Origin of the sequence: Mucilaginibacter flavidus (genome assembly GCF_024055575.1) — a bacterium.
GTDB lineage: Bacteria > Bacteroidota > Bacteroidia > Sphingobacteriales > Sphingobacteriaceae > Mucilaginibacter > Mucilaginibacter flavidus.
Genome location: NZ_JAMXOE010000001.1, coordinates 1 through 25,808 on the forward strand (window position 1 = coordinate 1; position 25,808 = coordinate 25,808).

Here is a 25,808-nt window from a genome sequence, read left to right on the forward strand (position 1 = left end):
AGCAAAGGACTTAAACAAGCAAATAAATGTATGCTTATGGCTGCCGCCGCTTATAATATCAAAAAACTGCTCAAATGTAAATTCGGACCACTGATAGCAGCGCCAACGACAGCCATCACTGGCTTGAAGGACGCGTTTAACCAGTTATTGATGCAGTTAATATCACCTAAACAACAATACCCGGCAAACTTGCCGACATCGTTTTAATCAATAGTTCAAAGAACAGCTGAACAGGCTCACGACTGTATAATATTACAAATAGTTGCGCAACGGTCACGAGAGGGCAGGGTGAGGCGACAACCAAATATTGTGGTTTCAATCCTTGCCCCGTTGGCTCGTGTTCTTATATCGACCTCACGTTAAATCTAAGAAAAAAACCCAACTCACCGGCTGCCGCGCTTGGGCAAAGAGGCTGAAAAGATAGTCAAATTTGACACATCGGCCTACCTCAGTTTATCTATCCCCAATGCAAAAATCCATCATACATTGATGAATTGTTATTACTCCCCCCCTTATTATATCGCTAATTTTATATTGACTTATTATCGTCAAATCAAACCAATATAAAACTTCATAATGATATTCAAATCTCCGTTTACCGTTCTTACCATTTGCTGCTGTTTAATAATAAACTCCGCTAAGGCCCAGGTAAAAACCGCTCAAAAATCTATGACGCTTAATGCGCAGGAATACCTCGAATATAAGGGCATAAACGTTATGCTGGCACACGACTTTTACCCTGAAGGACACCAGGGTGGTGTGGGCATTATTCAAAACGGCCAGCGTGTTGCCACCAATGGCGACATCAGGCTGGAGCCTACACCTGGCCAATGGTCGCCCATACCAAAAGTTGGTAAACGGGTGGTTAACCGGACTACGGGCGAGGTAAGCGTACGAATGGAATTTCCGAACCCGGATATTAACCGCAAGGGCTTTAATCCAATTATATATCCCGATCTTAACTTCGCCTACAACATCAGGATACTGCCGGCAGGGAAATCATTTAAAATAATTGTCGATTTGGATAAACCACTGCCCGATGAATGGATAGGAAAAGTGGGCTTCAATTTCGAGCTTTACCCGGGCGCATTGTTCGGCAAATCGTATTATATGGATAACAGCTTCGGTATTTTTCCGCAGCAAGCCAACGGGCAAACTTATAAAGATGCCGATGGCGAAACCCAGGTAATGCCAATGGCGGAAGGGAAAAGGCTCACCATTGTTCCCGAAGGTGATTTGCAACGCATGACCATTGATAATTTATCCGGAAGTGACCTGAAACTTCTCGATGGCCGGGCAAAACATAATAATGGCTGGTTTGTGGTGCGCTCGTTAGTAGCAAAAGGAGCCTCAAAAAACGCTATTGAGTGGTTGGTAACGCCAAACGCTGTTGATGGCTGGCAATCGGCGCCTGTGGTGCAGTTATCGCAGGTGGGATACCATCCTGCCCAGCAAAAAATTGCGGTTATCGAGCTGGATAAAAACGATAAAAAAGTGCTGCCGGTTTCGCTGATGCGTATTGACGAAAAAGGCGGACTGATTACTGCCTTAAAAACAATTCCCACTGTTTGGGGCGATTTCCTGAGGTATCATTATTTACAGTTCGATTTTACAAAAATAACCTGGCCGGGTATGTACGTGGTGCGTTATGGCACTTACCAAACTGAGCCTTTCCAGGTAAGCGCAGATGTTTTTAAAAACGATGTATGGCAGCCTACCCTCTCCTATTTTTTGCCTGCGCAAATGTGCCACATGCGCGTAAACGAAAAATACCGGGTATGGCATGGTCTGTGCCACATGGACGATGCCCGCATGGCGCCGACGGACTCTAACCATTTCGACGGTTATATACAAGGGCATAGCACCCTCAATAAATATAAATCAGGCGATAACGTACCCTTTTTAAACCGCGGCGCATGGCACGATGCGGGTGATTTTGATTTGCGTGTAGAATCGCAGGCGGAAACTGTGCATGGTTTAACACTGGCTTACGAGGAATTTGATGTGAAGTATGACAATACTACCATAGATCAAAACACACATACAGTAGAAATTCACCAACCGGATGGCAAGCCCGATATTTTACAACAGATTGAGCATGGCCTGCTTTCAATTACGGGCGGCTACCAGGCCATGGGCCAGTTTTACCGGGGAATAATTGAACCTACCATACGGGAATACACCATATTGGGCGACGCAGCAAACATAACCGATAACAAGCCATTTATAACCAATGCTGTTAACACCAACCCTATTTTAAACCAGCCCGCCCCTGCCGACGACCGCTGGGTTTTTACTGAGGATAACCCAAGGCGTTCACTGGAAACAGCCTCGGCGCTGGCTGCAGCCAGCAGGGTAATGAAAGGGTATAACGACACGCTGGCTACGCAATGCCTGCAAATTGCTGAGGAAGTTTGGAAAACATCGGCGGACCAAATCCCGTCGCACCGGATAGTATTGGCGGTTGAATTGCTGATTACCACAAAAGACAAAGCCTACGCCGATTACCTGGTTAAAAATACCGACGCCATAACCCGGAACATTGATAACACAGGCTGGCTGGTTGGCCGCACCGTTAGCCTGGTTAACAATAAAACATATACCGATGCCATTACCGAAGCCGTTAAAAAACTGTACAAACACATACAGGACCAGGGCGCAAAAACGCCTTACGGTGTACCCTACGAGCCAAACATTTGGGGTGCGGGTTGGGGTATTCAAAACTTTGGTTACCGCCAGTATTTTTTGTATGCCAGTTTCCCTGCGTTATTTAGTAATACTTATATGCTGCATGCTATCGATTTTATTTTGGGATGTCATCCGGGATCTAATACTGCTTCTTTTGTATCGGGCGTTGGATCCAGGTCGATGACTACGGCTTATGGATTTAACCGGGCCGACCGTTCCTATATTCCCGGTGGTATTACTTCGGGCACCGCACTTATCAGGCCCGACTTTCCGGAACTGCTAAATTGGCCATACCTGTGGCAACAAGGCGAATACGTGCTAGGTGGCGGAACATCCGACTACCTGTTTTTGATTTTGGCCGCCGACCATGTTTTGAATAAAAAGAAGTAAACAATGAAAAACATTGGTATTAGCAAAATTCTCTTCCTGGTATTATTTGCGGGGCTTAACCTTCATTGTCTGGCGCAAAACAAACACGACATCAAACAAAAAATTGCTGCCGAAATGCAGTCTTCCATGGTTGATAGATTGCTTAAACCCTGGTACCCGCGATCTGTGGATACGCTCTATGGCGGCTTCCTAAGTTCGTTTAGTTACGATTTCAAGCCGGTTGGCAGTCAGGACAAAATGATTGTTACCCAGGCAAGGCACGTGTGGAGCAACAGTAAAGCGGCAGAACTGTTCCCGGAAGGCGGCTATTACTTAAAAGGCGCACATCACGGTTTTGAATTTTTGCGCGACGTTTTGTGGGATAAGCAATACGGCGGCTTTTACACCTATACCGACCGGCAGGGCAACGTAAAAAAAGGCAGCTTTGCCCCAAAAGAAGCCTATGGAAATTCTTTCGCCATTTATGCACTGGCAGTTTATTATGAGGCATCGGGCGATACCAGCGCCCTTAACCTGGCCAAACAAGGCTTTTTGTGGCTGGAGAAACACAGCCACGACACGGTTTACAAAGGCTACTACCAGCACATGGAACGCGATGGCACGCCCATAATAAGGCCGGCCGATATCAACTCAACATCCGAACTGGGTTATAAAGATCAAAATTCATCCATCCACTTGCTGGAAGCACTTACTCAACTCTACGAGGTTTGGCCTGATGCGCTGGTAAAAATCCGGTTAAAAGAATTGCTTTTATTAGTACGTGATACCATCACCAATAAAAACGGCAACCTCGTCCTGTTTTTTAAACCCGACTGGACACCTGTATCATTCCGGGACTCGTCCGAAGCTGTCATCAAAAAAAATCACGGACTCGATCATATTTCTTACGGTCACAATGTTGAAACGGCTTACCTTATGCTGGAAGCATCACACATTTTGGGTTTAAAAAACGATACCACTACCCTGCGCATCGGTAAAAAAATGGTTGATGATGCGCTTGACAACGGTTGGGACAACTTAGTAGGCGGTTTTTATGATGAAGGCTATTATTTTAAGGATAAGCCCGGCGTAACCATAACCGAAGATACCAAAAACTGGTGGGCACAGGCAGAAGGGTTAAACTCGCTGCTGCTAATGGCCGGCAAATTCCCGAACGACAAACATCAATATTTTGAAAAATTTAAAACCCAATGGCAATACGTGCAAACCTACCTGATTGACCAGGAACACGGCGACTGGTACCAGGGCGGCATTGACAAACAGCCGCAATATAAATTGGCGCTGAAAGGGCAGATCTGGAAAGGCACTTACCATGTGCTGAGGGCATTCATCAATTGTATAGCGCAGTTGATGCCTGATGAAACGCCGCCATCTGCGCCGCGGCAGGTTAGGCAAACTGTTAAGAATGGCGTTACAACTTTAAGGTGGGCTGCTTCAACTGATAATAAAAGGGTGTTGGGTTATGAGATTTACGGCGGCGGTAAAAAGATTGGGTTTACACCGTTGAGGCATTTTTGCGTTTGGAAAATTAATGGAGTAAAAAAAGGAAAGTTAACGGTCAGAGCTGTTGATTTGGCGGGGAATGAGTCGGGAACAAAGAGAGTTAATCGAAAATAGTTTATACGCTTACTATTTTAGATATTTGATACAACAGTAACGAATAACAAAATGACAGGCCATTACAAGGGAAGAAGCGAAACTTTTGTTAGCTCGAAATCTGCAAACAATAAAGTATTATCCATATACAATAAGATTTTAGAGCATGCATATAGCGATAGCGATTATTGGTATTTAGGCGGCAATGACGATTTACTTGACCGGCTATACGATTTTGACGATTCGGACCTGGTGGAGATGGGAAATGACTTACAAAATTGGTCGCTCAACGAAGTAGAGATATTTATAGAAGCTTTGGAAGTTGATTACAGCGCCAGTCACGATGTTTTACTTCCCCAAAGGGCGTATTTACGTGGGTTTATTATGACGTTGGCAAATCAATACCTGCACAAAGAAAAATACATAGTAAGAAATTTATTTGACCCAAAAGATGAATTACTTTTAGGAGGATTTATACAGGACAGGATATTACTTGAAAAAATAAAAACCACACTTGATAATATCGAAGCAGCGTTTGGGAAGGTTCCGAAGGAGGACGAAATGATTCATTATTTCCTCAATACAAGATTTGTATTAATCAAACAAACTATCACCGAACTGCTCAACGTAGCCAGTTAAACAGCACGTATTATTACATTACAGCCTCACTACCTCAACAGTATCCCCACCCGAAACTTCCTTGCTAACACAACGCAATTCAAAACCTGGATAACCATCGGTAAATTTTTGATACTTATTAGGTTTAAACTGGGCGTCATTATATTTAACTTCATAAGCTAAACCTTGTTTTATACCTTGCTCAACAATAAAATCCACTTCATTGCCATCGGCTGTACGCCAGTAATGCAGGTTGTCGGCATCATACAATTTCCTAAGCCGGTTATGTACATAGTTTTCAAGTAGTTGACCTTTATCTTCTCTATCGCTAAGCTTATTAAAATTATTAACCAGCACATTACGCAAGCCATTGTCACTAAAATAAACCTTGGGCATTTTTGTCAGCTCTTTGCGCAGGTTACCGTAGAATGGCGTTAACAAATTAACGATAAAGCTTTTCTGCATGATATAGATATAATTATCCACGGTAGGCCCAACAAGTTGCAGGGTGTTGCCTAATTCATTATTGTTTACCAAATTGCCAGCCTGGTCTGCCAGTAATCGCGCCAGTCGGAAAAACTTTTGCTCTTCCCGTACGCCCGCCTCCAGCGCATCCTTTTTCATGTAACTGTTAACCAGTTCTTTTAATATTTCCTGTTTCTCCTGTTCTGTTTCGGCCAATACAACTTCCGGGTATCCTCCATAAATTAAATATTCATCAAACAGCAAATTAATTTTTAACCGGCTTGCACTTTGATACTTTTCGCGGTCACGCATTTCCTGTAACTCTCCGGCAAGCCCATCCTCTTGTTTAAAATGTAAAAATTCTTCGAATGAAAGAGGGAAGAGTTCGAATACCCTTTTGCGCCCTGCCAGGCTGTCTTTAAAACTTTTATCGATATAAAACGCGCTGCTCCCGGTAGCAATTACCTTAACCTGGTCTTTATACTTATCGTAAAGCAGTTTTAAAAAGTTGCTGGGGTTAGCAGCATATTGTACTTCGTCTATAATAATATACAATCTATTGCCATCAGACATGGCGGACGGTAGCTGCGTGTAATTAAAGATATTTTCCGGGTGTTGATTAATGGCATCCAGTATGGCTGGATCTTCAAAAGTTAAAAAGCAAAATTGCTCGCCCTGCTCCTCCAATATTTTGGCGAGCTGCTTCACGAGTGTAGTTTTCCCAACCTGCCTTGGCCCGATCAATATGCTATGCTGCGGTTTGACTAAATGTGCCCGCAGCGTTTCCAATGCATCAACTCTTTTCATTCTCAATATCGATTTCATACAAATATCGATATTTTTAAAATACCAATTTAATATTATCCGATATTTTTAAAATAGTAACTTAAAAATATCGAAAAATAAGAAATATGGCTTCCCTGAACGCACATAATGTATTCTGGCGCATCAATGCGAGCTGCCGGATTCATCAGGTACCCGTGTAAAGGTCATGATCCAGTTTACTTCCCAGGTATTGCCACCATCGGCAGAATAAGCCTGCTCAAAACGGGACGATGTTGGCGTGATATTGTAAAAGCCGTTCCGAGTGAAAATGGCGCGGCCATTGAAATTCTCCTGGTCGAAGAACACACCGCTGCCATCCTTAAACTCGCCGATCATTGGTTGGGTCATTACCCCCTGGCTGCCGTTCGCCCAGTTGAGGCTCCATTGATGGGATTCAGGGTTGTATAAACGCAATCCGACCCCTTCGAGATGTCCCGCCGGGCCGTCGACCTGGAGCTCTAAAGTGCTGGCGCGGCCATTCCACACTTTGCGCACGAACGATATTCCGTCATATTCGGCCCAGATGGTTGAACCCGTCAGCGGGTGCAAGAGTCGCGACACATGTGTTTTCCAGGTGCCAAAGTTGAAATCAAAATCATGTCGCCCATCGCGTGGTGTTGCAGCGTTCTGTTGGGCAGTGCTCTTATTTGATATGGTGATGAGTAACGCCAATATAAGAAGAGTAAATATTCCCGTGATTTTTTTCATTTTACTTGATTTTCGTTTTTGTTTTAATTTTCGGGTGCAAGGTATTTTTAAAACAATTTGGAAAATTGTATAAAATCGTCGTTCAAAATCAGGTAGTGTTTTATGCCATTTTTATCGAAAATCTGTTGACTTAAAAATCGAAAACATCAATTCGAAAACAATTGATTACCCGCAACTTACATCTTGATAAATTAAATACACTGATAATGAGCATGTTTCACAGCGTTCCGGGTGTTCCGTGTGGAAAAACGGAACGCTTTGTGGGCGTATAACCTACAATCAGGAGATATCGAAGGCGAAGTGATCTTAACAAAAAAAGCAAGCCACGATTGACTTGCTTTCCATTCCAGTGATCTCATCAGGATTCGAACCTGAGACCGACAGATTAGAAATCTGTTGCTCTATCCAGCTGAGCTATGAGACCCGTCGCGATATTTTCGCTGTGCAAAGATGCAAAAATCTGCATAAAAATTCAAACACTTAGTTTTGTTAATTACATGCCCCGATGTACCTGCTTTTTTTCAAAACTTTTTAAAGTATTTTAAATTGCGGTGTTTCTTAATGTATCAGGCTAAATTCATTGCCAAAACATTATTCAATCTATTGGTTACTAATATTTGTTAAATTATATATATAATTGTAAACAATTATAAACCAATTGCCCTCATAAAGCAATACATTTATATTTTAAATTAACAGCCATTTTATAAACTTTGTATTGATTTACGGTGCAGTGCCCCTGCTCTTAAAGCTGAAAAAGAACACAACATTAATTTAAAATGAAGAATTTTACTTTTTAAAAATGTAAAGTGTTTTTTTTACAATAAGTAAATCATACTTTTAACCGATTTTTTCAAATAAACTTATTTTATGATCATAATTGCTGACGGTGGCTCTACTAAAACCAATTGGTGCCTGGTTACCGAAGAAGGAAAAAAAGTATACTTTAATACAGAAGGCTACAATCCCTATTTTTCAAGTACTGAGTATATCATCCAATCGCTGCAGGAAAGCCTGCCAACCGATTTGGAGAAAGATGAGATTACCGAAGTTAATTATTACGGCGCAGGCTGCTCAACCGAAGAGATGCGCAATATTGTAAAAGAGGCCATGCAGGCCGTATTTACCAAATCAAAAGTTTATATAGGGCACGATTTACTGGCTGCCGCACGCGCGTTGTTAGGCAACAACGAAGGCTTTGCCGCTATTTTGGGCACAGGTACTAATACCTGCCTTTATAACGGTAAAGAAGTTACCATGAATATCGATTCGGGCGCTTACATCCTGGGTGATGAAGGCAGCGGCTGCTACATCGGCAAAAAACTACTTGTTGATTACCTGCGCGGCTATATGCCCGAGGTTGTTCGCAACCTGTTTTGGGAAACCTACAAGCTTACCCCTGATGACGTAAACGAGCAGGTTTACACCCAGCCCCGCGCCAACCGTTTTTGCGCAAGCTTCAGCAAATTTGTTTATGACAATAACGTACACATAGAATACTCACGGAATTTGGTGCGCACCTCGTTCGAAGATTTCTTCCGCAACCTGGTAACCCACTACCCTGACTATCAAAAATATTCGTTCAACTGCATCGGTTCAGTAGGCTACAACTTCCGCAACGTGCTGGAAGAGTTAGTAGTTGAAAACGGCATGGTTGTAGGCAACATCATCCGTTCGCCTATAGATAACCTGGTGAAATACCATTTGGACATGGCGCACCAACTGTAGTTGAAAGAAGAACCAAGAGTCAAGAATCAAGATAAAAAAAGCCGGAAAATTAACTTCCGGCTTTTTCGTTTCTTATGGTTTTTTCTTTCCTGGCTCTTGATTCTTGATTCGTGGCTCTAAATCTCACTTATCAAGGTTCAACTCATTATTAAAAATCTTCGCATATTTCCGCCTGTCGAATTTGTAGAGTTTGGCCGCGCGATAGGAAACGCCTTTTTGTTTTTCGTCCAGTTCCTTTAAAAAGCCGTAGCTCAGCATTTTTTTGCGGAAATTGCGTTTGTCCAGCTTTTTGTTCAGCACTGCTTCGTAAAGCGATTGCAGCTGGGTAAGCGTAAACTTTTCGGGCAGGAGCTCGAAGGCTATTGGCTGATAGTTTAAGCGGCGGCGTATTTTGTTAAAGCCGGTTTCAAATATTTCCGAGTGGTCAAACGCAAGCTTGGGCAGTTCATTTACCGGGTGCCAAAATGCTTTTCGGGCATACTGGGTAACCGGGCGTAGCTCCTTCTGCCCGTTTATACGTATCAGTGCATAATAAGCAACTGTTATTACACGGCCTTGAGGGTGTCGGTTTACCTCGCCAAATGTATGAAACTGCTGCATGTGCAAATCGCGCAGACCGGTTAGCTCGTATAAAATACGCTCCGCGGCATCGTCAATACTTTCATCCTGCTCAACTATGTAGCCGGGCAGGGCCAGCCAGTCCTTAAACGGTTCCTGGTTTCGTTCAATAAGTAGTATCTTGAGCTCGCCGGCTTCGAAACCGAATATTACGCAATCAATTGAAAAGACTGAGTTAAATGTAGGCAGTGCAACTTCCAAACCTGATAAAAATTAGGTAAAAAAATTAAAGTTAATTGGTTAAGCGCTAATGTAAAAAAAAAAATTAAATTTAATGGTGTAAATTTTACACAGTATCTTCGTAGCTTCAAATTATCGCTAAAAAATGCACAAAATTTCAAAACTCGCTGTTTTAACCTCGGGTGGCGATGCGCCGGGAATGAACCCCTGCATCCGCTCGGTAGTAAGAACGGCAATTTACAATAAACTGCAGGTTACAGGCATAAGGCGTGGTTACCAGGGACTTATAGAGGATGACATGTACGATATGCAACCCCGGTCGGTTAGTAACATACTGAATTTAGGGGGTACCATTTTAAAAACCGCACGTTGTTTACCCTTTCGTTCAGACGAAGGTATGGAACTTGCCTACCAGAACTTAAAAAAGCGCGAAATTGACGCTTTGGTGGTAATTGGTGGCGACGGAACCTTCACCGGAGCGCTGCGTTTCTCGAAAAAATTCCCGGATATTGCCGTTATGGGTGTTCCCGGAACGATTGATAACGACCTTTACGGCTCAACCTACACCCTTGGATTTGATACCGCTACCAATACAGTTATTGAAGCTATTGATAAAATACGCGATACTGCCGACGCGCACGATCGCCTGTTTTTTGTGGAAGTAATGGGCCGCGATTCGGGTGCCATTGCCCTGCGTGCCGGCATATCGTGCGGTGCTGAGGCTATATTACTGCCCGAAAAAGCTACCGCAATTGATGATTTAATTGAAAACCTTAAAAACGGGCAAAGCAATAAAAAATCGTCGAGCATTGTTATTGTTGCCGAGGGCGACAAAAACGGCGGTGCTTATGATATTGCCAAAAAAGTGCAGAAAGAAGTTAAAAACTACGACGTAAAAGTAACCATACTCGGCCACTTGCAACGCGGCGGCAGCCCTTCGGCCTTCGACAGGGTACTGGGCAGCCGTTTGGGATATGCGGCCGTGAATGCACTTATTGCCGGCAAAACACAATCGATGGTTGGGCTGGAAGCTAATCACATCAAAATAACAAGCCTCGAAGAAGCGCTTACCCAACATGAGTTTAAACTGGAAGAAGATTTGATGCAGATGGCTGAAATATTATCTATCTAAAAAAATCAAATGAACGCAGTTGTTTATAGCGGATCAAATTATGCTGAATGGCGCCTTTTCGATAAGGAAAGGACCATTGCCTCGTTTAAAACAGGCGGCATAAACCCGTATTTTAACAACGGTGAACAGATAATTGCACTGCTCAGAAAAAACATCAATCTTATACATCACGCCGAAGAAATAAAACGCATTTATTTTTTTGGCGCGGGCTCTTTTTCACCCGAACTTAAAAACACAGTACACGACGCCTTTTCTACATTTTTTATACACGGAAAGGTAACGGTTGAGCACGATATTACTGCTGCCGCCATAGCCTGCTGTAAAAATTCACCGGGCATTATCAGCATTATCGGAAGCGGTTCAAACGCGGCCTGGTACGATGGTAAAAGAGTAAAACCCAACAATTACGGCCTTGGTTATATCCTGGCCGACGAAGGCTCTGGCAATTGGCTGGGTCGGCAGCTGGTAAAAGGCTACATGAATGAGACGCTGCCTGAAAACATAAGGAAGAAATTTGTGCAAAGGTACGACCCTGAACGCAAGACGCTGCTGGAGAAGATATACCGGCAAAAACAACCCGCTGTTTACCTGAGTTCCTTTACTGACTTCTTTCTTGAGAATCAGGAAGATAGCTACATTAAAAATGTGATAAAGACAGGCTTTGATAAGTTGATGCACACCTATTTATTACCATTGCATGATGAACATCCCGAAGCTTTTTTGTATTTTGCGGGCACTGTAGCAGCAAGCTTTCAAACCCAGTTAAGGGAGGCAGCTGCCGATGCAAATCTTGAAATTGCAACCATAATTAAAGAACCTATAAACAACTTACTAACTTATTATTCAAACAGAAATTAAACGTACTACTCAAAATTAAAAATTAAGAAAATCATGAAAATAGGAATTAACGGTTTCGGCCGTATTGGCCGCCTGGCATTCAGAGCTGCAATTGAAAGACCCGACATTGAAATTGTTGGTATTAATGACCTTGTTGAGCCTGATTACATGGCTTACATGTTAAAATACGACTCAACACACGGTCAGTTCAAAGGCACTATTACTGTTGAAGGCGGTCATTTGGTGGTAAACGGTAAAACTATCCGTGTAACTGCCGAAAAAGATCCTGCAAACCTTAAATGGAACGAGGTTGGTGCAGAAGTTGTTATTGAATCAACCGGCCTTTTCCTTACACAGGAAACTGCCCAAAAACATATTGATGCCGGCGCTAAAAAAGTGGTAATGAGCGCACCCGCAAAGGACGATACCCCTACATTTGTAATGGGTGTTAACCACTGGGAACTGAAAGCTGATCAAACCATCGTTTCTAACGCTTCATGTACTACTAACTGTTTAGCCCCTATCGCTAAAGTATTGAATGATAAATTCGGTATCGAAGAAGGCTTAATGAGCACCATCCACGCAGTAACTGCAACCCAGAAAACAGTTGACGGCCCGTCGGCTAAAGACTGGAGAGGCGGCCGCGGAGCTTACCAGAACATTATCCCATCTTCAACCGGCGCAGCCAAAGCTGTTGGTCTAGTTCTTCCTGAGCTGAAAGGTAAACTTACCGGTATGTCATTCCGTGTTCCTGTTGCCGATGTTTCGGTAGTTGACTTAACTGTCCGCTTAAAGAACCCTGCAACCTATGAGCAAGTTAAAGCAGCCATGAAAGAAGCATCTGAAGGCGCTATGAAAGGCATATTAGGTTATACTGATGACGAAGTTGTATCAGAAGATTTTAAAGGAGACGCACGCACATCGATATTTGATGCAAAAGCAGGTATTGCCTTGAATGATAACTTTGTTAAAGTAGTATCATGGTATGATAACGAATGGGGTTACTCAAACAAACTGATCGACCTTGTACAGGAATTAGGTAAATTATAATTAGAAATAACTCCATAAAAAGGAAGCCCCGGACATCAAAATCCGGGGCTTTTCTGTTTATATGGCGGATATGTTAGTTGGGCATAGCCTGTAGTTAAACAATCGGCTCCGCCACGCCAACAAATATCACCACGCCGTCGCCACCAGGGTTTGCCACACCGTCGGTAAAAACGTCTACATACAAAGATGGTTTCCAGTTATTTGCGCACCAGAGATTACCCGCGCGGTCGATTGAGGTTGAAGTAACCCGCATCAAAGGCTGGTACGATGGCGGTATTTGATTTCCGTCTTTGTCGAGTTGATGGCCGTAAAGCGGCTGCCCGTTTGCCAGGCGTACCTCCTCACCCGCGGTCGGCAATGTCATCAGTTTGGCGTCGCTCCAGGTTTCATCGTCGCTTTCCACTACGGTAATGGCAAAGGGGCCCGTCCATTCAATTGTTTTGTCCGGCACATCCACCGTCTTCTTTTCGCCAAAGCCGGTTATAAATTTCTTTCCTTTCGAATCTATGGTAATGCCCCACGGGCCATAAATGTTATAGGAAAACTCATCCTCCAGCAGCAACGTTTCACCATTAAGTTTTACCACACGCCCGCTGGTTATTCCGCCTACGTAAATATGCCCCTCGTTATCAACCTGCGGCTGCCTGAATTCTTCAAAATTAGGTATCTGCGTAGGATTTTTGCCCACCCAGTTGCTTTCCCAATGCGCCACGTATTCAAGTTTATCCTTATTTCCCGAGATTCTCACCTTATATACGGTCGATGGTATTTTCCCTGCCGTACCTGCGTTTGAAACTATACAGTTTCCTCCCCTGTCAATCACCACGCCAAATGTGCCGTGGTATTCGCTTGGTCCGCTTCCGAAATCATTATACACCAGCGCCTGGTTTGGGTCGCCGTTTAAATAGCAAACAACCGCACTAAACTCACTGGGCACATCATAAGTACTGGGTGCGGTAGGGTCTTCCATAGGCGCCTGCGTACCCCAGGATGCCATCCATAAATTACCGCTGGGGTCGTAACACATTCCCTGTATCCGGCATATTTTACTTGTAAACCCGCCCGGCGGGCAAAGTACCTCACCGTCTGAAGAAAACACAGATATACTGCCCTTTACCGGATTGTAAACTTTATTTCCCCATCCATAATTACCAATTGCTATAGTTCCGCCGTCGGGGCTTACCGCTACCCCGAAGCCGGGCCCTAGTATACCGCCGCCCATAATTGGCGATATGTCGGCCGGCGAGCCATCCGGGTTAAACACCATGCAATGTGTACCCGAGTTTGGTGTACCCTGCCTGAAATTATTGGTAACCCAGGCTTTGTTATCCTTGTCAAATACCGTAAACGCTGTGCCGCTGATAAGGAAGTTTTCTGAACCCGAGTTATTTATCTTAATGGCAAGCGTCCATTGATCAGGAACATTCGATACGCCTTCAGGAAGTTTAAGTTGCTGCAGTGAAGGATAATATATCACCGGCATAGTATCAACCAGGTCATAGATATCCTGGACCTGGTCGAACGGATGCTGAGCGACTGCAACGAGCGCATCCAGCGATGATTCTGCATTTACCCCATCAATCTGATTTACGGTGCTTAAAAAATTGGTATACACCGTTTGATTGGTAAGTGTATAGTTTACCAGGTTGGCCAGGAAATTAAATGCAGCAAAGCTGTTAGTTTCGGTAGCATTTGGCGATGATGAAATAACCTTTGAAATTTGCCCTGCAGTGTAATAGAAATTATTCTTCATGCCATAGGCAACTTCGCAGAAGTTTTTGCCGGCGGTTATGGATATAACTTCACCATCCATCAGCTTTGTCGCCCGGGCAAATGTATAAGCTGAAGCAACGGTCGACAATGGGTTTAGCGCTACGGTATTATCACTGGCATTAAACGCCCCTAAAAAATCAACATTCCGCTGGTTAGCGGGGTCGTTGTTATTTGGTGAGATATCAGTAATTGCGCCATCATGTTCGTATTTCCACACACTAAAAACGGCATAAAAGTATTCGCCATCATTTACGTCGAATGTCAATTCGATTTCCTGGTTTACAAGGTCGAACGATCCGTTATAAACGGTTTTCGAATCGCTTTCGGTGATAGATTTAATTATAGCATTACAACTAAGAATTTCTAAATTCCCGTTACAAAAAAGGTTAAACTTAAAAGTTTTTGAAGTGCTCATGAATAAGGTTTAAAGTTTCAGCAATTAACAGGCGATCCCGGCAAACTGCCCGTATTTAATTGTTAGCTAAATTAAAAAGATATAGCGATATTTAAAAGTAATAAGTGGGTAACAAATACATCTACGGCAAATAACCGACTGAGGGTGACCGAAGTTTTATTATAATATAGGCGTAGGCGCTGTCGTTAAAACAAAACACGTCTATCTTAATTTATACAATATGATATTATTTGCATTTGCAGGCAATATGGATGTTGGCAATTTTACCAAAATTGTTCCGTCTGCCAAAAAAATCGGTGTAGCCAGGCTGCCCGGGTATAATTTCATATTCAATAAAACGGCTGATGATCTGTCGTCAAAGGCAAACATCCTGCAATCGTCAGATCCGAACGACGCCGTTTGGGGGGTTCTGATTGAGCTTGCCGACAACGAAAAATCAAACTTTTTAAATGCCATGGCCTGGGCCGGTGATTATATGCTTACTCACGTTACCTGTGTAACCGAAGCTGAAAAGATATATGCCGCCGAAGCCTTCGTCGCGCTGCCCCACGCCGTAAATACCCATTTATTGCCTTATGACTGGTATCACAAAAAAGTAATGCAAATGGCGAAAAAAGCCGGACTGCCCGATTATTATATTGCCAAATTAAAGTTGATGCCTTTTAAAATTGACCCGGACGAAGAACGCAGGCAGGAAGAATTGGAGAAATTAAAGTAACAGCAGTTACCCTATTCATCATCCACCCGCTTAATAAATTTGATCACGCCGTCCATAAACACTTTTTGATCATCCCACATGGCCAGGTGACTGCCGTTGGGGCAATACAGATAGTTGCCTTTGGGTAGCTGGGTACTCATCCATTTCATATATTCGGGATCCATAGTGTCGTATTTGGCGCCTACGGTGAGGGTAGGTACGGTAATATTCTTTAGTTCCTTGCTTGCATCCCATTTTATCAGCCTGCCGCCGGTTTTAAATTCACTGGGGCCCTGCATCATCACATAAATCTGCTCATTTACATGTTTAAAGGCGCGCAATACGGGATCGGGCCATTCGGGCAGGCGGCACAGGTGTTTGTTATAATATTCGGAAAATACCAGCGCCTGGTAAACTGAATCTTTATACATTCCCTTGTTCTCAAAACCAGCGAGCGAGTCAACCAGCGATTTCCGCATCTGGTTGCGCAGCGTGCCATTATATTTTTCGTAGGCCGGCATGCTGGCCATCATGTTACAAATTATCAATCCCTTTAAATTCTTTTGATATTTAAGGGCATACTGCATAGCCAAAATCCCACCCCACGAATTGCCGAGCAGGTAAAAATTGGTGCTATCCATATTTAACGCTTTGCGCACCTGCTCCACTTCTTCAACAAATCGTGGTGTTGTCCACAGGCTGCTGTCGCGGGGCTGATCGCTGTAATACGAACCAAGCTGATCATATTCAACCATTTCAAAGCCCTCTTTTGGGAAGAAGCTTTCAAAGCATTCCATATATTCATGCGTCAATGCCGGACCACCGTGCAACAGTAATATTTTTATGCGCGGGTTATTGCCAAAGCGTTTGGTCCACACTTTGAATTTGCCAACAGGCGTTTGTACACTAACCATTTTAATCCCGGCAATCTGTACGCCGGTATCAACCGTGGCAAAATATGACTTAACGGTATAATTGCCGGTTTCCGTGCAGGATGTAAAAGCCAGCGCAACACCGGCAATAAACAGGTATAAAAACTTATTCATTTGCGATAAATTAAAGTTCTAATATAAAGAGTTTTAGCGTGATAATTGGATATGACAAAAATCATGAATGTATCTTCCTTCTAAGATTTGACGACTTCTAAAAAGTTGTCAAATCTATTTGCTTATACTGGTTTTGTGTTACTTTTTTGTTAAATTTAGTACATTGATTTTGGCGCATTAAAAACCCCGATGTATGAAATTTAAAGCCTTTGGCCAGCTAATAATTTTATTTTTTATTACGAATTCGCTTTCGGCTCAAAAATTTGATATCCCGGCAAAAATATACCTGCACAATTACAACCCGGCAACCTTAATATGGATGACCAAACCCGCTGCCAAATGGAGCGATGCGCTGCCCGTAGGCAATGGCCGCCTTGGCGCTATGGTTTACGGTGGCGCCAACGCAGAAACCATTCAGCTAAACGAGGATACTTACTGGACAGGTGGCCCCTACTCTTCGGTGGTAAAAGGTGGCTCTAAGTATTTACCCGAAGTTCGCGACCTTGTTTTTAAAGGAAAACTTCGCGAGGCACAAACCTTGTTCGGCCGCAAATTGATGGGATACCCCGTTGAGCAGCAGAAATACCAGAGCTTGGGTAACCTTGTGTTATCATTTAAGGAGACTGGCGCTATTAGTAATTATAAACGCTGGCTCGATTTGGAAACCGGTATGACAGGCGTTGAGTATGAAAGTAACAATATAACCTATCACCGGGAGGTATTTTCATCGGCACCGGGGCAGGTTATAGCCGTTAGGTTAACTGCAAGCAAACCGGGGAGCATCTCGTTTACAGCTAATTTACGGGGCGTACGTAACCAGCAACACTCTGATTACGCGACCGATTATTTTAAGATGGATGGCTTTGGCGACAATGCACTGGAACTGACGGGAAAATCAGCAGATTATTTGGGGGTACCCGGCAAATTAAGGTACGAAGCCAAGCTAAAAGCAGTACCCGAAGGCGGAACAATTAAAACCAACGGAGCAGATTTGATTGTTGAAAATGCCGATGCCATAACCTTGTATATTGTTGCTGCCACTAATTTTGTAAACTACAAAGATGTAAGCGCCGACGAGCACAAACGGGTTAACAATTATTTTAAGGCTATTGAAAGCAAAACCTATAACGATATAAAGGCCAATCACCTTGCCGATTATTATAAGCTATTTAACCGGGTAAGCCTGCAACTGCCGTCGACCCCAAATTCGTGGCTGCCAACAGACGAGCGTTTGCAGGAGAGCCGGGTAACTGCGTTTGACCCGCAACTGGCAGCGCTGGCTTACCAGTTTGGGCGGTACGTATTATTGTCATCGTCGCGACCGGGCACGCAGGCTGCCAACCTGCAGGGCATCTGGAATAATGATATGAACCCCATGTGGGATTCGAAATACACCACCAATATTAACCTGCAAATGAATTACTGGCCGGTTGAATCGGCCAACCTGTCGGAATGTGCGGAGCCGCTGATCAGTTTTATGAAAAACATTACCGACCAGGGTGCACAAGTGGCTAAAGAGAACTATAACGCCCGTGGCTGGGTACTACATCAAAATACCGATTTATGGATGGTGGCGGCCCCGATGGATGGCCCAACCTGGGGTACGTTTACAACTGGTGGCGCATGGCTCTGCGATGCCCTGTGGGACCATTACCAATACACCGGCGACAAACAATATCTACAGGATATTTACCCGGTTATAAAAGGCTCAGTAGATTTCTTTATGGATTATTTAGTGGCCGACCCCGAAAAAAAGTGGCTGGTTACCAATCCATCATCATCGCCCGAGAACTTTACGGGCAGCCCAGGCAACGGGCCTTATTTTGATGAAACAACCGGCAGCATGGTGCCCGGCACTACCATTTGTGCGGGTTCATCAATAGATATGCAAATTATTACAGATTTGTTTACCAATTATGCGAAAGCGGCAGCGGCATTAGGCAAAGATGCCGATTATGTTACCAAAGTTACCGCTGCTAAAAACCGGCTGCGACCGCAGGTTATTGGTAAAGATGGCACTTTACAGGAGTGGACAGAAGATTGGCCGCAGTTGGAACAACAGCACCGGCATGTTTCGCCCTTATATGGTCTGTATCCGGGCAATGTATTTTCGGTAAAAAACACACCAGATTTTATTGATGCTTTTAAATCAGTACTTGATAAACGGGGTGATGGCACCAGCGGATGGTCGCGTGCATGGAAAACGGCCCTTTGGGCCAGGCTGGGCGACGGCGACCGGGCAAATGATATATTGAAAGGTTATTTTAAAGAGGAAGCTTTCCCCCAGCTTTTTGCCAAATGCAGCGGCGCCATGCAGGTTGACGGCTCTATGGGAATGACTGCCGCCATCAGCGAAATGCTGGTACAATCAAACAATGGCGTTATCGATATTCTACCCGCCCTGCCAAGCGAATGGAGCGTTGGTGAGTTTAAAGGCGTTTGCACAACCGGCGCCTTTGAACTTGACATTAAATGGCAACGCAACAACCCCATATCTATAACCATCCTATCTAAGCAAGGCAACGTATGCCATCTCAATTCGGCAGTTAAATTCAATATCAAATCGAACGGTAAAAAAATAAAAGCCGAGGTATTAAAGGATGGTTCGATACAATTCCCTACGGTTGCTGGTGATGTTTATGAATTGACAGGTGTAAATTGAGATTTTGGATTGTAGAGACACAGTACTTTGTGTCTCCGTTCAAATCACATTAATTCACTATCCTTCTTTTCGTGATACGTTTTGTACGCCAGGTAATAGAAGAAAATTGACATAATAGCATTCAGCCCTAAGCGACTATAAGTCAGGGCCGGGTACGTGGTAACTGCCTGGTATATTACAAGGCCCAGCGCGAGCGTTCCCGCAATTATATAAAGCACAAGGAATTTGGGATTCATAATTTAAAGTTACACATTAAAACCTGTATCCTGCTATTATGTTTCGTCGTCCCGGCACAAAAGCCGTTAAAAATGCCGCGGCTTCCAATCAACACCTGTTTGGTGTTAACTGAAAGCCTGCAGCTATAAACTAATTAGGGAGTTTCTATTAATAAGATTTCACACTGGCGCCCTTTCCCGCTTTTTCAGTATCGGGGTAGGTTTTATAAGCCAGATAAAAGAAAATCAAATCAGGGATTGCTATCAGCAATACACGACCCGGATCAATATCGCGATAGCCTATAAATGAATCGCACGCCAGGAAAAATAATCCGGCGAAGGCTATCATTAAGTACAGGTAACTAAATTTCGGGTTCATGGCGCACGGTTTATTGGTACGATTTTACTTTACTTGTTTTCATTTGCACCGGCTCATCGGCAGGATAAGTGCGGTAAGCAAGGAAAAAGAAAACCAAATCAGGGAATGCTATTAACAGTACGCGCAGAGGGTTAATGTCCGGGTAAGTCGTAAAAGCATCGTAACCAAGAAACAAAAATCCAGCAAAGCCTATCAAAAGGAACAACGAGCGATATTTTGGGTTCATAATATGGATTGAACGTTTAAGAGATTCAATGTCATTATTACGTTGCACCTTTATAAAAGGTTCTGTTTAAACCAATTATATCGCCAATTTTTGCTGCTATTTTTTCAATTCGTACTTTGGAGGCACTACAGCGGCTTTTTTAAATATTACGGCGGCCAGTGGCGGTACAGTTATGGTAATTGAATGCTCGCGGCCATGCCAGCCAATAACCTCTGTAGTCATCGGTGCACCGTTTTCAACGCCACTACCCCAGTAAGCTTTGGCATCCGAGTTAAATATTTCTGTCCATTTACCTTTTGATGGCATGCCTATGCGGAAGCTATGGTGCGTAATTGGCGTCATGTTCAACACAACAACCAAATCGTTTTCAACATCGTGTCCCTTGCGGTTGTAAATCAGTATCGAGTCGTGCGAATTACCGCCGTCAACCCATTCAAAGCTACTCCACTCAAAGCCTTTTTCGTATAGTGCAGGCTCATCCCGGTATAAGTGGTTTAAGGCTTTAACAGTTTCTTTTATGCCCTGGTGATTTGGATATTCCAGCAGGTACCAATCTAACGAATTTTGGAAGTTCCATTCAGTTCCCTGCCCAAACTCGCCTCCCATAAACAGCAGCTTGGTGCCGGGATGGGTGAACATGTAAGCGTAAAGCAGGCGCAGGTTCGCAAATTGCTGCCATTCGTCGCCCGGCATTTTGCGCAACATGGAGCCTTTGCCGTATACCACCTCGTCGTGCGAGAAAGGGAGCATAAAATTCTCAGTAAAGGCATATATCAGGCTAAACGTAATCTGGTTATGATGATACTTGCGGTACAGCGGGTCGGTTTGAAAATATTTAATGGAATCGTGCATCCATCCCATCATCCATTTCATTCCAAAACCAAGGCCACCCGTATAAACCGGGCGACTTACCCCTGTAAACGAAGTCGACTCCTCCGCAATAGTTTGCGTATCGGGGAACATGCTGTAAACAGCTTCGTTAAATTCTTTTAAAAACGAAATTGCCTCAAGGTTTTCGTTGCCACCGTAGATATTGGTTTCCCATTCGCCATGATTACGTGAATAGTCAAGGTAAAGCATTGATGCCACCGCATCAACCCGAAGACCATCGGCATGATATCTCTCTAACCAAAAAATGGCGTTGCTTATTAAAAACGCACGCACTTCATTCCGGCCATAGTTAAATATGTACGACTTCCAATCCGGGTGAAAGCCTTTACGCGGGTCGGCATGCTCGTACAGGTGCGTACCGTCAAACTTGTATAGCGCGTGTATGTCGCCAGGGAAATGTGACGGCACCCAATCAAGTATGACCCCGATACCGGCAATATGCAGCTGTTCAATCAAATACATCAGCTGCTGCGGTGTGCCATAGCGCGACGATGCGGCAAAAAATCCGGTTATCTGGTAGCCCCAGCTTGGGTAGTATGGGTGCTCCATAATCGGCATAAACTCCACATGCGTAAAGCCCATTTCCTTTATGTAGGGTACAAGTTTATCGGCGAGTTGGTCGTAGGTTAAAAATTCGTCGCCGCTTTCCATGCTGCGCGCCCACGAGCCAATGTGCATTTCGTAAACAGAATACGGCCTGTTTAGCGCATTATGGTCTTTACGGGTAGCCATCCAGCCCAGGTCGTTCCACTCGTAAAAAGTATCTGCCACTATTGAAGCTGTTTTTGGGGCAACTTCCCAACGCAGTGCAAAGGGATCGCTTTTTTCCAGGTCCTCGCCGGTTGATGAGGTGATGTAATATTTGTAAGTTTCTCCAACACCAACGTTGGGGATAAAACCTTCCCAAATCCCTGAGCCATCCCAACGCACATACAAAGGATGTGAACCTCGGTCCCAGCCATTGAAATTGGCAATAAGAGACACGTACTGCGCATTTGGCGCCCAAACAGCAAAGTAAGTACCCACAACCCCATTAAACTCCACAACGTGCGAACCAAACTTTTCATACAGCTTATAATGCTTACCCGATTTAAATAAGCCAATATCAAAATCGGTAAAACGGCTATATACTTCAACAGCTTTTAACACAGGCGCTGCAGTTTCGGTAACTACAGCTTTTTTTGCCGTTGCTTTTGGTTTGGCTACGGCAGGTTTTGCTGCTGCTTTAGCATTCGGCGCCGGCTTTGCAGTTTCTTTAACCGCAGGTTTAGCTTTAGGTGCAGCAGCTTTTTTTGTTGATGCGGGTTTAGCAGCAGGTGTTACAGGTTCTGTTATGTCGTGTTTTTTTGCCATAGTATAGGGAGGCCATGATAGCCGTCGGGTTTATATTATTGAGGTAGTTAATTGGTTAATTCAAATATAGTGAATTTTAGTCCGAAAGACCGAAAGTCCGGAAGTCCGAAAGAAAAAAAGCAAAAAGTCCAAAAGCATGTGGTTTTAAATTTATCAAACTTCATCTTTCGGACTACTTTACTGACTTTTCGGACTTTACCGACTTCCCCTACTTCACAATCTCTATCTGCTTAAAGTTTTTGGTGAATTTAAACTCAACGCATTTGTTATCGTCAATGCTGTAAGGCACATCTTTTCCATCGGCTAATATTTTTGAAGGCGCAAATGGCAAACCAATGATGTTGAAGTGATAGCTTTCGTAACGCGGTGTATAAAGTCCTTCCATTGATTGTTGGATGGTAAACAGGGAACTTTTACCCGTCACCACGAATTTTTTCTCTAAGTAGATATCCTGCTCGTAGGCAAAGGTTTCGCCGTAATCTTCAAATAAAAACGAGTTAACCTCGTAATTGCTGAAATAGATATTCAGCTTTACTTCCTCAATCTCTTTTTCGCCAACGTATTGCATTACAGGATATTCGGGGATAACCGAACCGGCCTTTACAAAAATAGGGATAGTTTCCAGCGGGGTTGGCACAACAACTTCTTTGCCTCCGTCAACCAGTTCATACGTCCAGAAGTTGTACCATTTGCCTTTAGGCAGGTAAACCTTGCGGGCCTGCTGACCTGGCTCCAATACCGGACAAACCAAAATTTTGTCGCCATAAGTAAATTCGTCCTGGCGGAAGTGGTTGCTTATCTCCTCCTGCTCCTGCATAACTATCGACCTTAAGATCGGGAAGCCGTAACGGTGGTGCTCCCAAAATGTGGAGTATAAATATGGCAGCAGGCGGTAACGCAGCTCAATAAACTTTCGGTTGATGGCAGTGTATGGGGCACCAAAGCTCCATGGTTCACGCTCCTTGGTATCGCCGGCCGAGTGCGCCCGCATAAATGGCGAAAACGTGCCCATCTGTATCCAGCGGGTAAACAGTTCGCCATCAGGCTCGCCGCTAAAGCCGCCGATATCGGTACCGCAGAATGAGATACCCGAGGTAGACAAACGCTGCATCTGGATGTTACCCAATTTTAAGTGCTCCCACGATGCCACGTTATCACCCGTCCAAACCGACGAGTAACGCTGTACACCGGAGTAACCGGCCCTTGTTATGGTAAACGGACGCTTATTCTTCATCAGTTTGCGCAAACCTTCGTAGGTTGCGCGCACCATTTGCATGCCGTAAACATTGTGCGCCTTGCGGTGCGAACCGCGGAAACCATCATATTGGTGACGAACATCATCAGGAAAAGTACCAGCACCAAACACGGCCGGCTCGTTCATATCATTCCAAACACCTGCTACGCCCAGTTGAACCAGCTCATCGAACAAACCTCCCCACCATTCGCGCACCTCGGGGTTGGTATAGTCAGGAAATTGGCAACGGCCCGGCCAAACATGGCCTTCCATAAAGTAATCGTCGCAACGGCGGCAGAAATACTTGTTCTCTTTGCCTTCTTTAAATACCGAATAATTGTCATCTACGCGGATACCCGGATCAATAATCACCACCGTTTTAAAGCCATCGGCGGCAAGTTCCTTAATCATTTTTTTAGGATCGGGAAAATACTTGCGGTTCCAGGTAAAGCATCGGTACCCGTCCATATAATCAATGTCGAGGTAAATACCATCGCATGGGATTTTATTTTCGCGGAAACCATTGGCAATCTTTTTAACCTTTGCCTCGGGATAATAACTCCAGCGGCATTGGTGGTAGCCCAGAGCCCAAAGCGGCGGCATAGGGTGCGTACCGGTCAAATAATGGTAGCTTTTCACTACGTCCATCATGTGCGGACCGTGGATATAATAATATTGGAGCTCGCCACCATCAGCCCAAAAACTTGTTTTGGTAGCATCTTCCGCTCCGAAGTCAAAATGAGCTTTAAATGTATTGTCAAAGAAAATACCGTGAGCAATACCTTCGTTTACGCTGATGTAAAAGGGGATGCTGCGGTAAAGCGGATCCTGGTTCCATGCAAACGAATAAGCGTCAGTATTCCAGTTTTTAAGACGCTTTCCGCGCAGGTTAAGTTCGGTAGGCTTATCACCCAGTCCGAAGAAACTTTCCTGCTCGGCGCAGGTTTTAGTACAATAAACATAGTACCCGCCAAATTGCACATTCTCTTCCCAGTGCATCGGCACAGCATCAGAACTGGTTATGTGGCCCTGGTTGTCTGAAAATGATATAAAAAAGTCTTCTTTACGTATATGGCAGGTTACAAGGCTTGTTGAAACCCGGAATTCGCTGGCGTCTTCATGTAAGGCAAAAACGATGGCTTTTTGCTCCAGTTTTGGTACCGCGTATGAAAATTCTTCTAAAAAAACGCCGTGAGGCGCCAGCCTTACCCTTATAATTTCGTCGCTTACAACAGTAACTTCAACTTTTGCATCACTGTCGCTAAAATAAAACTTATTACCCTGCTGATCGGCATGGGTGGGCACACCAAGATATTTTTTGATGATGGGTTTAATGCCATCGGCAGGATTATTAAGGTGATGAAACTCCTCTTCCTCTTCTTCAATTAATCTGGTAGCTAACAGCTCCTGGTTCAGTATATTTTCTTCCATTAAAAATTTTTAGTCTCTATCCCTCAAATATGTACAATGTGTTAGTTGTACGCAATATACAATTATACGTTTTTTTATAAAACCATTAACCGTGCCAATATCAGTTTTTTAAGATTTGAGTATATTTTTACGAATTTGATAATTTTTAAGTTGGTTAAATTGTGGATTTTTTCCGTTGAAGAGACTGAACCGGGAGCAAGCGGATTTTGGGATTAGCGGATTTGACTTTAGAGGATGAGAAATCCTTTCTATGCTATGTATGCAACATCCCGAAAATCCCTAATCTGTTTAACTGCGAAGCATTCTTGAACGCCGATTAAAAATAAATTCCAGTTGTGAAAAATCCCGGTTCAGAAATGGCGTAGGGTAGCCCAACGCATCAAACATCGCGTAAAAACACGGGCAAAATTCAGTGTTTATACGCCATCATTTTTTGATATCCTGCGATACCTTTGAGTATTGATTATAAATTGACACCTAACCAAAGTCATAAACTTTAAGCTCTATTTTAAGTAAATCAAAATTCAACTTAGGGTCATCTACCTGAAAATAAACCGATTTCAAAAAAATTAATAACGGAGGAAGAGCTAAAAATCCTTTTTGCAATTGTCTGCAGCAATACAAATAAAAGAGTAAGCTTCCAGTTGGCCG

At 43.8% G+C, this 25,808-nt stretch carries 20 protein-coding genes and 1 tRNA gene; 10 read left to right on the top strand and 11 right to left on the bottom strand.

Annotation, left to right across the window (positions count from 1 at the left end; all coding sequences use genetic code 11):
- From NAF19_RS00005 to NAF19_RS00020, 4 genes are all read left to right on the top strand, one after another.
- Window positions 1-207, top strand: a 207-nt coding sequence (locus NAF19_RS00005) for a hypothetical protein (protein WP_252787679.1), incomplete at its 5' end; no start/stop codon positions are given.
- 369 nt (window positions 208-576) lie between these two features.
- Window positions 577-3,078 carry a glycoside hydrolase family 9 protein gene (locus tag NAF19_RS00010; protein ID WP_252787680.1) on the top strand — a complete coding sequence of 834 codons (2,502 nt, stop codon included), beginning with the start codon at window positions 577-579 and terminating at the stop codon, window positions 3,076-3,078.
- Window positions 3,079-3,081: 3 nt separating this feature from the next.
- Window positions 3,082-4,695, top strand: a complete 1,614-nt coding sequence (locus NAF19_RS00015; RefSeq protein WP_252787681.1) for an AGE family epimerase/isomerase — start codon at window positions 3,082-3,084, stop codon at window positions 4,693-4,695.
- A 51-nt stretch (window positions 4,696-4,746) separates the two neighbouring features.
- Window positions 4,747-5,313 carry a hypothetical protein gene (locus NAF19_RS00020; protein ID WP_252787682.1) on the top strand — a complete coding sequence of 189 codons (567 nt, stop codon included), beginning with the start codon at window positions 4,747-4,749 and terminating at the stop codon, window positions 5,311-5,313.
- Window positions 5,314-5,331: 18 nt separating this feature from the next.
- On the opposite strand, the gene NAF19_RS00025 is transcribed toward NAF19_RS00020, so the two are convergent.
- From NAF19_RS00025 to NAF19_RS00035, 3 genes are all read right to left on the bottom strand, one after another.
- Window positions 5,332-6,582, bottom strand: coding sequence for an ATP-binding protein (locus NAF19_RS00025; RefSeq protein ID WP_252787683.1), 1,251 nt, complete (start codon window positions 6,580-6,582; stop codon window positions 5,332-5,334).
- Between the two features lie 123 nt (window positions 6,583-6,705).
- Complete coding sequence (locus NAF19_RS00030; protein ID WP_252787684.1) at window positions 6,706-7,254, bottom strand: hypothetical protein; 549 nt, start codon at window positions 7,252-7,254, stop codon at window positions 6,706-6,708.
- A gap of 386 nt (window positions 7,255-7,640) precedes the next feature.
- Window positions 7,641-7,714 (bottom strand) — tRNA-Arg (locus NAF19_RS00035).
- Window positions 7,715-8,160: 446 nt separating this feature from the next.
- Here NAF19_RS00035 and NAF19_RS00040 point away from each other — a divergent pair.
- Window positions 8,161-9,018 carry an N-acetylglucosamine kinase gene (locus NAF19_RS00040; RefSeq protein ID WP_252787685.1) on the top strand — a complete coding sequence of 286 codons (858 nt, stop codon included), beginning with the start codon at window positions 8,161-8,163 and terminating at the stop codon, window positions 9,016-9,018.
- A 123-nt stretch (window positions 9,019-9,141) separates the two neighbouring features.
- Here the strand turns inward: NAF19_RS00040 and NAF19_RS00045 are convergent, their stop codons facing one another.
- On the bottom strand, window positions 9,142-9,837 hold the full coding sequence (locus NAF19_RS00045; RefSeq protein WP_252787686.1) for an NUDIX hydrolase: 696 nt from the start codon (window positions 9,835-9,837) through the stop codon (window positions 9,142-9,144).
- 124 nt (window positions 9,838-9,961) lie between these two features.
- On the opposite strand from NAF19_RS00045, the gene pfkA reads away from it, so the two are divergent.
- From pfkA to gap, 3 genes are read left to right on the top strand one after another with little or no spacing between them, the layout of a single operon-like run.
- Window positions 9,962-10,948, top strand: coding sequence for a 6-phosphofructokinase (gene pfkA, locus NAF19_RS00050; RefSeq protein WP_252787687.1), 987 nt, complete (start codon window positions 9,962-9,964; stop codon window positions 10,946-10,948).
- A gap of 9 nt (window positions 10,949-10,957) precedes the next feature.
- On the top strand, window positions 10,958-11,806 hold the full coding sequence (locus NAF19_RS00055) for a hypothetical protein (RefSeq protein ID WP_252787688.1): 849 nt from the start codon (window positions 10,958-10,960) through the stop codon (window positions 11,804-11,806).
- Window positions 11,807-11,839: 33 nt separating this feature from the next.
- Window positions 11,840-12,835: a type I glyceraldehyde-3-phosphate dehydrogenase gene (gene gap, locus NAF19_RS00060; protein WP_252787689.1), complete on the top strand. Its 996-nt coding sequence runs from the start codon at window positions 11,840-11,842 to the stop codon at window positions 12,833-12,835.
- 94 nt (window positions 12,836-12,929) lie between these two features.
- Here the strand turns inward: gap and NAF19_RS00065 are convergent, their stop codons facing one another.
- Window positions 12,930-15,023, bottom strand: coding sequence for an NHL repeat-containing protein (locus NAF19_RS00065; RefSeq protein WP_252787690.1), 2,094 nt, complete (start codon window positions 15,021-15,023; stop codon window positions 12,930-12,932).
- Between the two features lie 220 nt (window positions 15,024-15,243).
- Here NAF19_RS00065 and NAF19_RS00070 point away from each other — a divergent pair, with 220 nt between their 5' ends.
- Window positions 15,244-15,741: a gamma-glutamylcyclotransferase family protein gene (locus tag NAF19_RS00070; RefSeq protein WP_252787691.1), complete on the top strand. Its 498-nt coding sequence runs from the start codon at window positions 15,244-15,246 to the stop codon at window positions 15,739-15,741.
- A gap of 11 nt (window positions 15,742-15,752) precedes the next feature.
- Here NAF19_RS00070 and NAF19_RS00075 read toward each other — a convergent pair whose 3' ends face one another.
- Window positions 15,753-16,766: a proline iminopeptidase-family hydrolase gene (locus NAF19_RS00075; RefSeq protein WP_252787692.1), complete on the bottom strand. Its 1,014-nt coding sequence runs from the start codon at window positions 16,764-16,766 to the stop codon at window positions 15,753-15,755.
- Window positions 16,767-16,959: 193 nt separating this feature from the next.
- On the opposite strand from NAF19_RS00075, the gene NAF19_RS00080 reads away from it, so the two are divergent.
- Window positions 16,960-19,428 (top strand): glycosyl hydrolase family 95 catalytic domain-containing protein, encoded by a 2,469-nt coding sequence (locus NAF19_RS00080; protein WP_252787693.1) that lies wholly within the window; start codon window positions 16,960-16,962, stop codon window positions 19,426-19,428.
- Between the two features lie 44 nt (window positions 19,429-19,472).
- Here NAF19_RS00080 and NAF19_RS00085 read toward each other — a convergent pair whose 3' ends face one another.
- The 5 genes from NAF19_RS00085 to NAF19_RS00105 all read right to left on the bottom strand — a co-directional run bounded on the left by NAF19_RS00085 (window position 19,473) and on the right by NAF19_RS00105 (window position 25,157).
- On the bottom strand, window positions 19,473-19,664 hold the full coding sequence (locus NAF19_RS00085) for a hypothetical protein (protein WP_252787694.1): 192 nt from the start codon (window positions 19,662-19,664) through the stop codon (window positions 19,473-19,475).
- Between the two features lie 148 nt (window positions 19,665-19,812).
- On the bottom strand, window positions 19,813-20,022 hold the full coding sequence (locus tag NAF19_RS00090) for a hypothetical protein (RefSeq protein ID WP_252787695.1): 210 nt from the start codon (window positions 20,020-20,022) through the stop codon (window positions 19,813-19,815).
- A gap of 10 nt (window positions 20,023-20,032) precedes the next feature.
- On the bottom strand, window positions 20,033-20,248 hold the full coding sequence (locus NAF19_RS00095) for a hypothetical protein (protein WP_252787696.1): 216 nt from the start codon (window positions 20,246-20,248) through the stop codon (window positions 20,033-20,035).
- 96 nt (window positions 20,249-20,344) lie between these two features.
- Entirely contained in the window at window positions 20,345-22,492 is a 2,148-nt protein-coding gene (glgB, locus tag NAF19_RS00100; protein ID WP_252787697.1) for a 1,4-alpha-glucan branching protein GlgB, read from the bottom strand.
- A 208-nt stretch (window positions 22,493-22,700) separates the two neighbouring features.
- The gene (locus tag NAF19_RS00105) at window positions 22,701-25,157 is read right to left on the bottom strand and encodes a glycoside hydrolase family 31 protein (protein ID WP_252787698.1); all 2,457 of its coding nucleotides are present in this window, start codon (window positions 25,155-25,157) and stop codon (window positions 22,701-22,703) included.
- Window positions 25,158-25,808 lie beyond the last annotated feature (651 nt).

Excerpts from the sequence above, each read along its gene's own strand:
- NAF19_RS00055 (WP_252787688.1), top strand. The coding sequence starts at position 10,958 with ATGAACGCAGTTGTTTATAGCGGATCAAATTATGCTGAATGGCGCCTT.
- NAF19_RS00105 (WP_252787698.1), bottom strand. The coding sequence starts at position 25,157 with ATGGAAGAAAATATACTGAACCAGGAGCTGTTAGCTACCAGATTAATT.
- NAF19_RS00095 (WP_252787696.1), bottom strand. The coding sequence starts at position 20,248 with ATGAACCCAAAATATCGCTCGTTGTTCCTTTTGATAGGCTTTGCTGGA.
- NAF19_RS00020 (WP_252787682.1), top strand. The coding sequence starts at position 4,747 with ATGACAGGCCATTACAAGGGAAGAAGCGAAACTTTTGTTAGCTCGAAA.
- NAF19_RS00070 (WP_252787691.1), top strand. The coding sequence starts at position 15,244 with ATGATATTATTTGCATTTGCAGGCAATATGGATGTTGGCAATTTTACC.
- NAF19_RS00010 (WP_252787680.1), top strand. The coding sequence starts at position 577 with ATGATATTCAAATCTCCGTTTACCGTTCTTACCATTTGCTGCTGTTTA.
- NAF19_RS00065 (WP_252787690.1), bottom strand. The coding sequence starts at position 15,023 with ATGAGCACTTCAAAAACTTTTAAGTTTAACCTTTTTTGTAACGGGAAT.
- gap (WP_252787689.1), top strand. The coding sequence starts at position 11,840 with ATGAAAATAGGAATTAACGGTTTCGGCCGTATTGGCCGCCTGGCATTC.
- NAF19_RS00085 (WP_252787694.1), bottom strand. The coding sequence starts at position 19,664 with ATGAATCCCAAATTCCTTGTGCTTTATATAATTGCGGGAACGCTCGCG.
- NAF19_RS00090 (WP_252787695.1), bottom strand. The coding sequence starts at position 20,022 with ATGAACCCGAAATTTAGTTACCTGTACTTAATGATAGCCTTCGCCGGA.
- NAF19_RS00075 (WP_252787692.1), bottom strand. The coding sequence starts at position 16,766 with ATGAATAAGTTTTTATACCTGTTTATTGCCGGTGTTGCGCTGGCTTTT.
- NAF19_RS00025 (WP_252787683.1), bottom strand. The coding sequence starts at position 6,582 with ATGAAATCGATATTGAGAATGAAAAGAGTTGATGCATTGGAAACGCTG.
- glgB (WP_252787697.1), bottom strand. The coding sequence starts at position 22,492 with ATGGCAAAAAAACACGACATAACAGAACCTGTAACACCTGCTGCTAAA.
- NAF19_RS00080 (WP_252787693.1), top strand. The coding sequence starts at position 16,960 with ATGAAATTTAAAGCCTTTGGCCAGCTAATAATTTTATTTTTTATTACG.
- NAF19_RS00015 (WP_252787681.1), top strand. The coding sequence starts at position 3,082 with ATGAAAAACATTGGTATTAGCAAAATTCTCTTCCTGGTATTATTTGCG.
- NAF19_RS00040 (WP_252787685.1), top strand. The coding sequence starts at position 8,161 with ATGATCATAATTGCTGACGGTGGCTCTACTAAAACCAATTGGTGCCTG.
- pfkA (WP_252787687.1), top strand. The coding sequence starts at position 9,962 with ATGCACAAAATTTCAAAACTCGCTGTTTTAACCTCGGGTGGCGATGCG.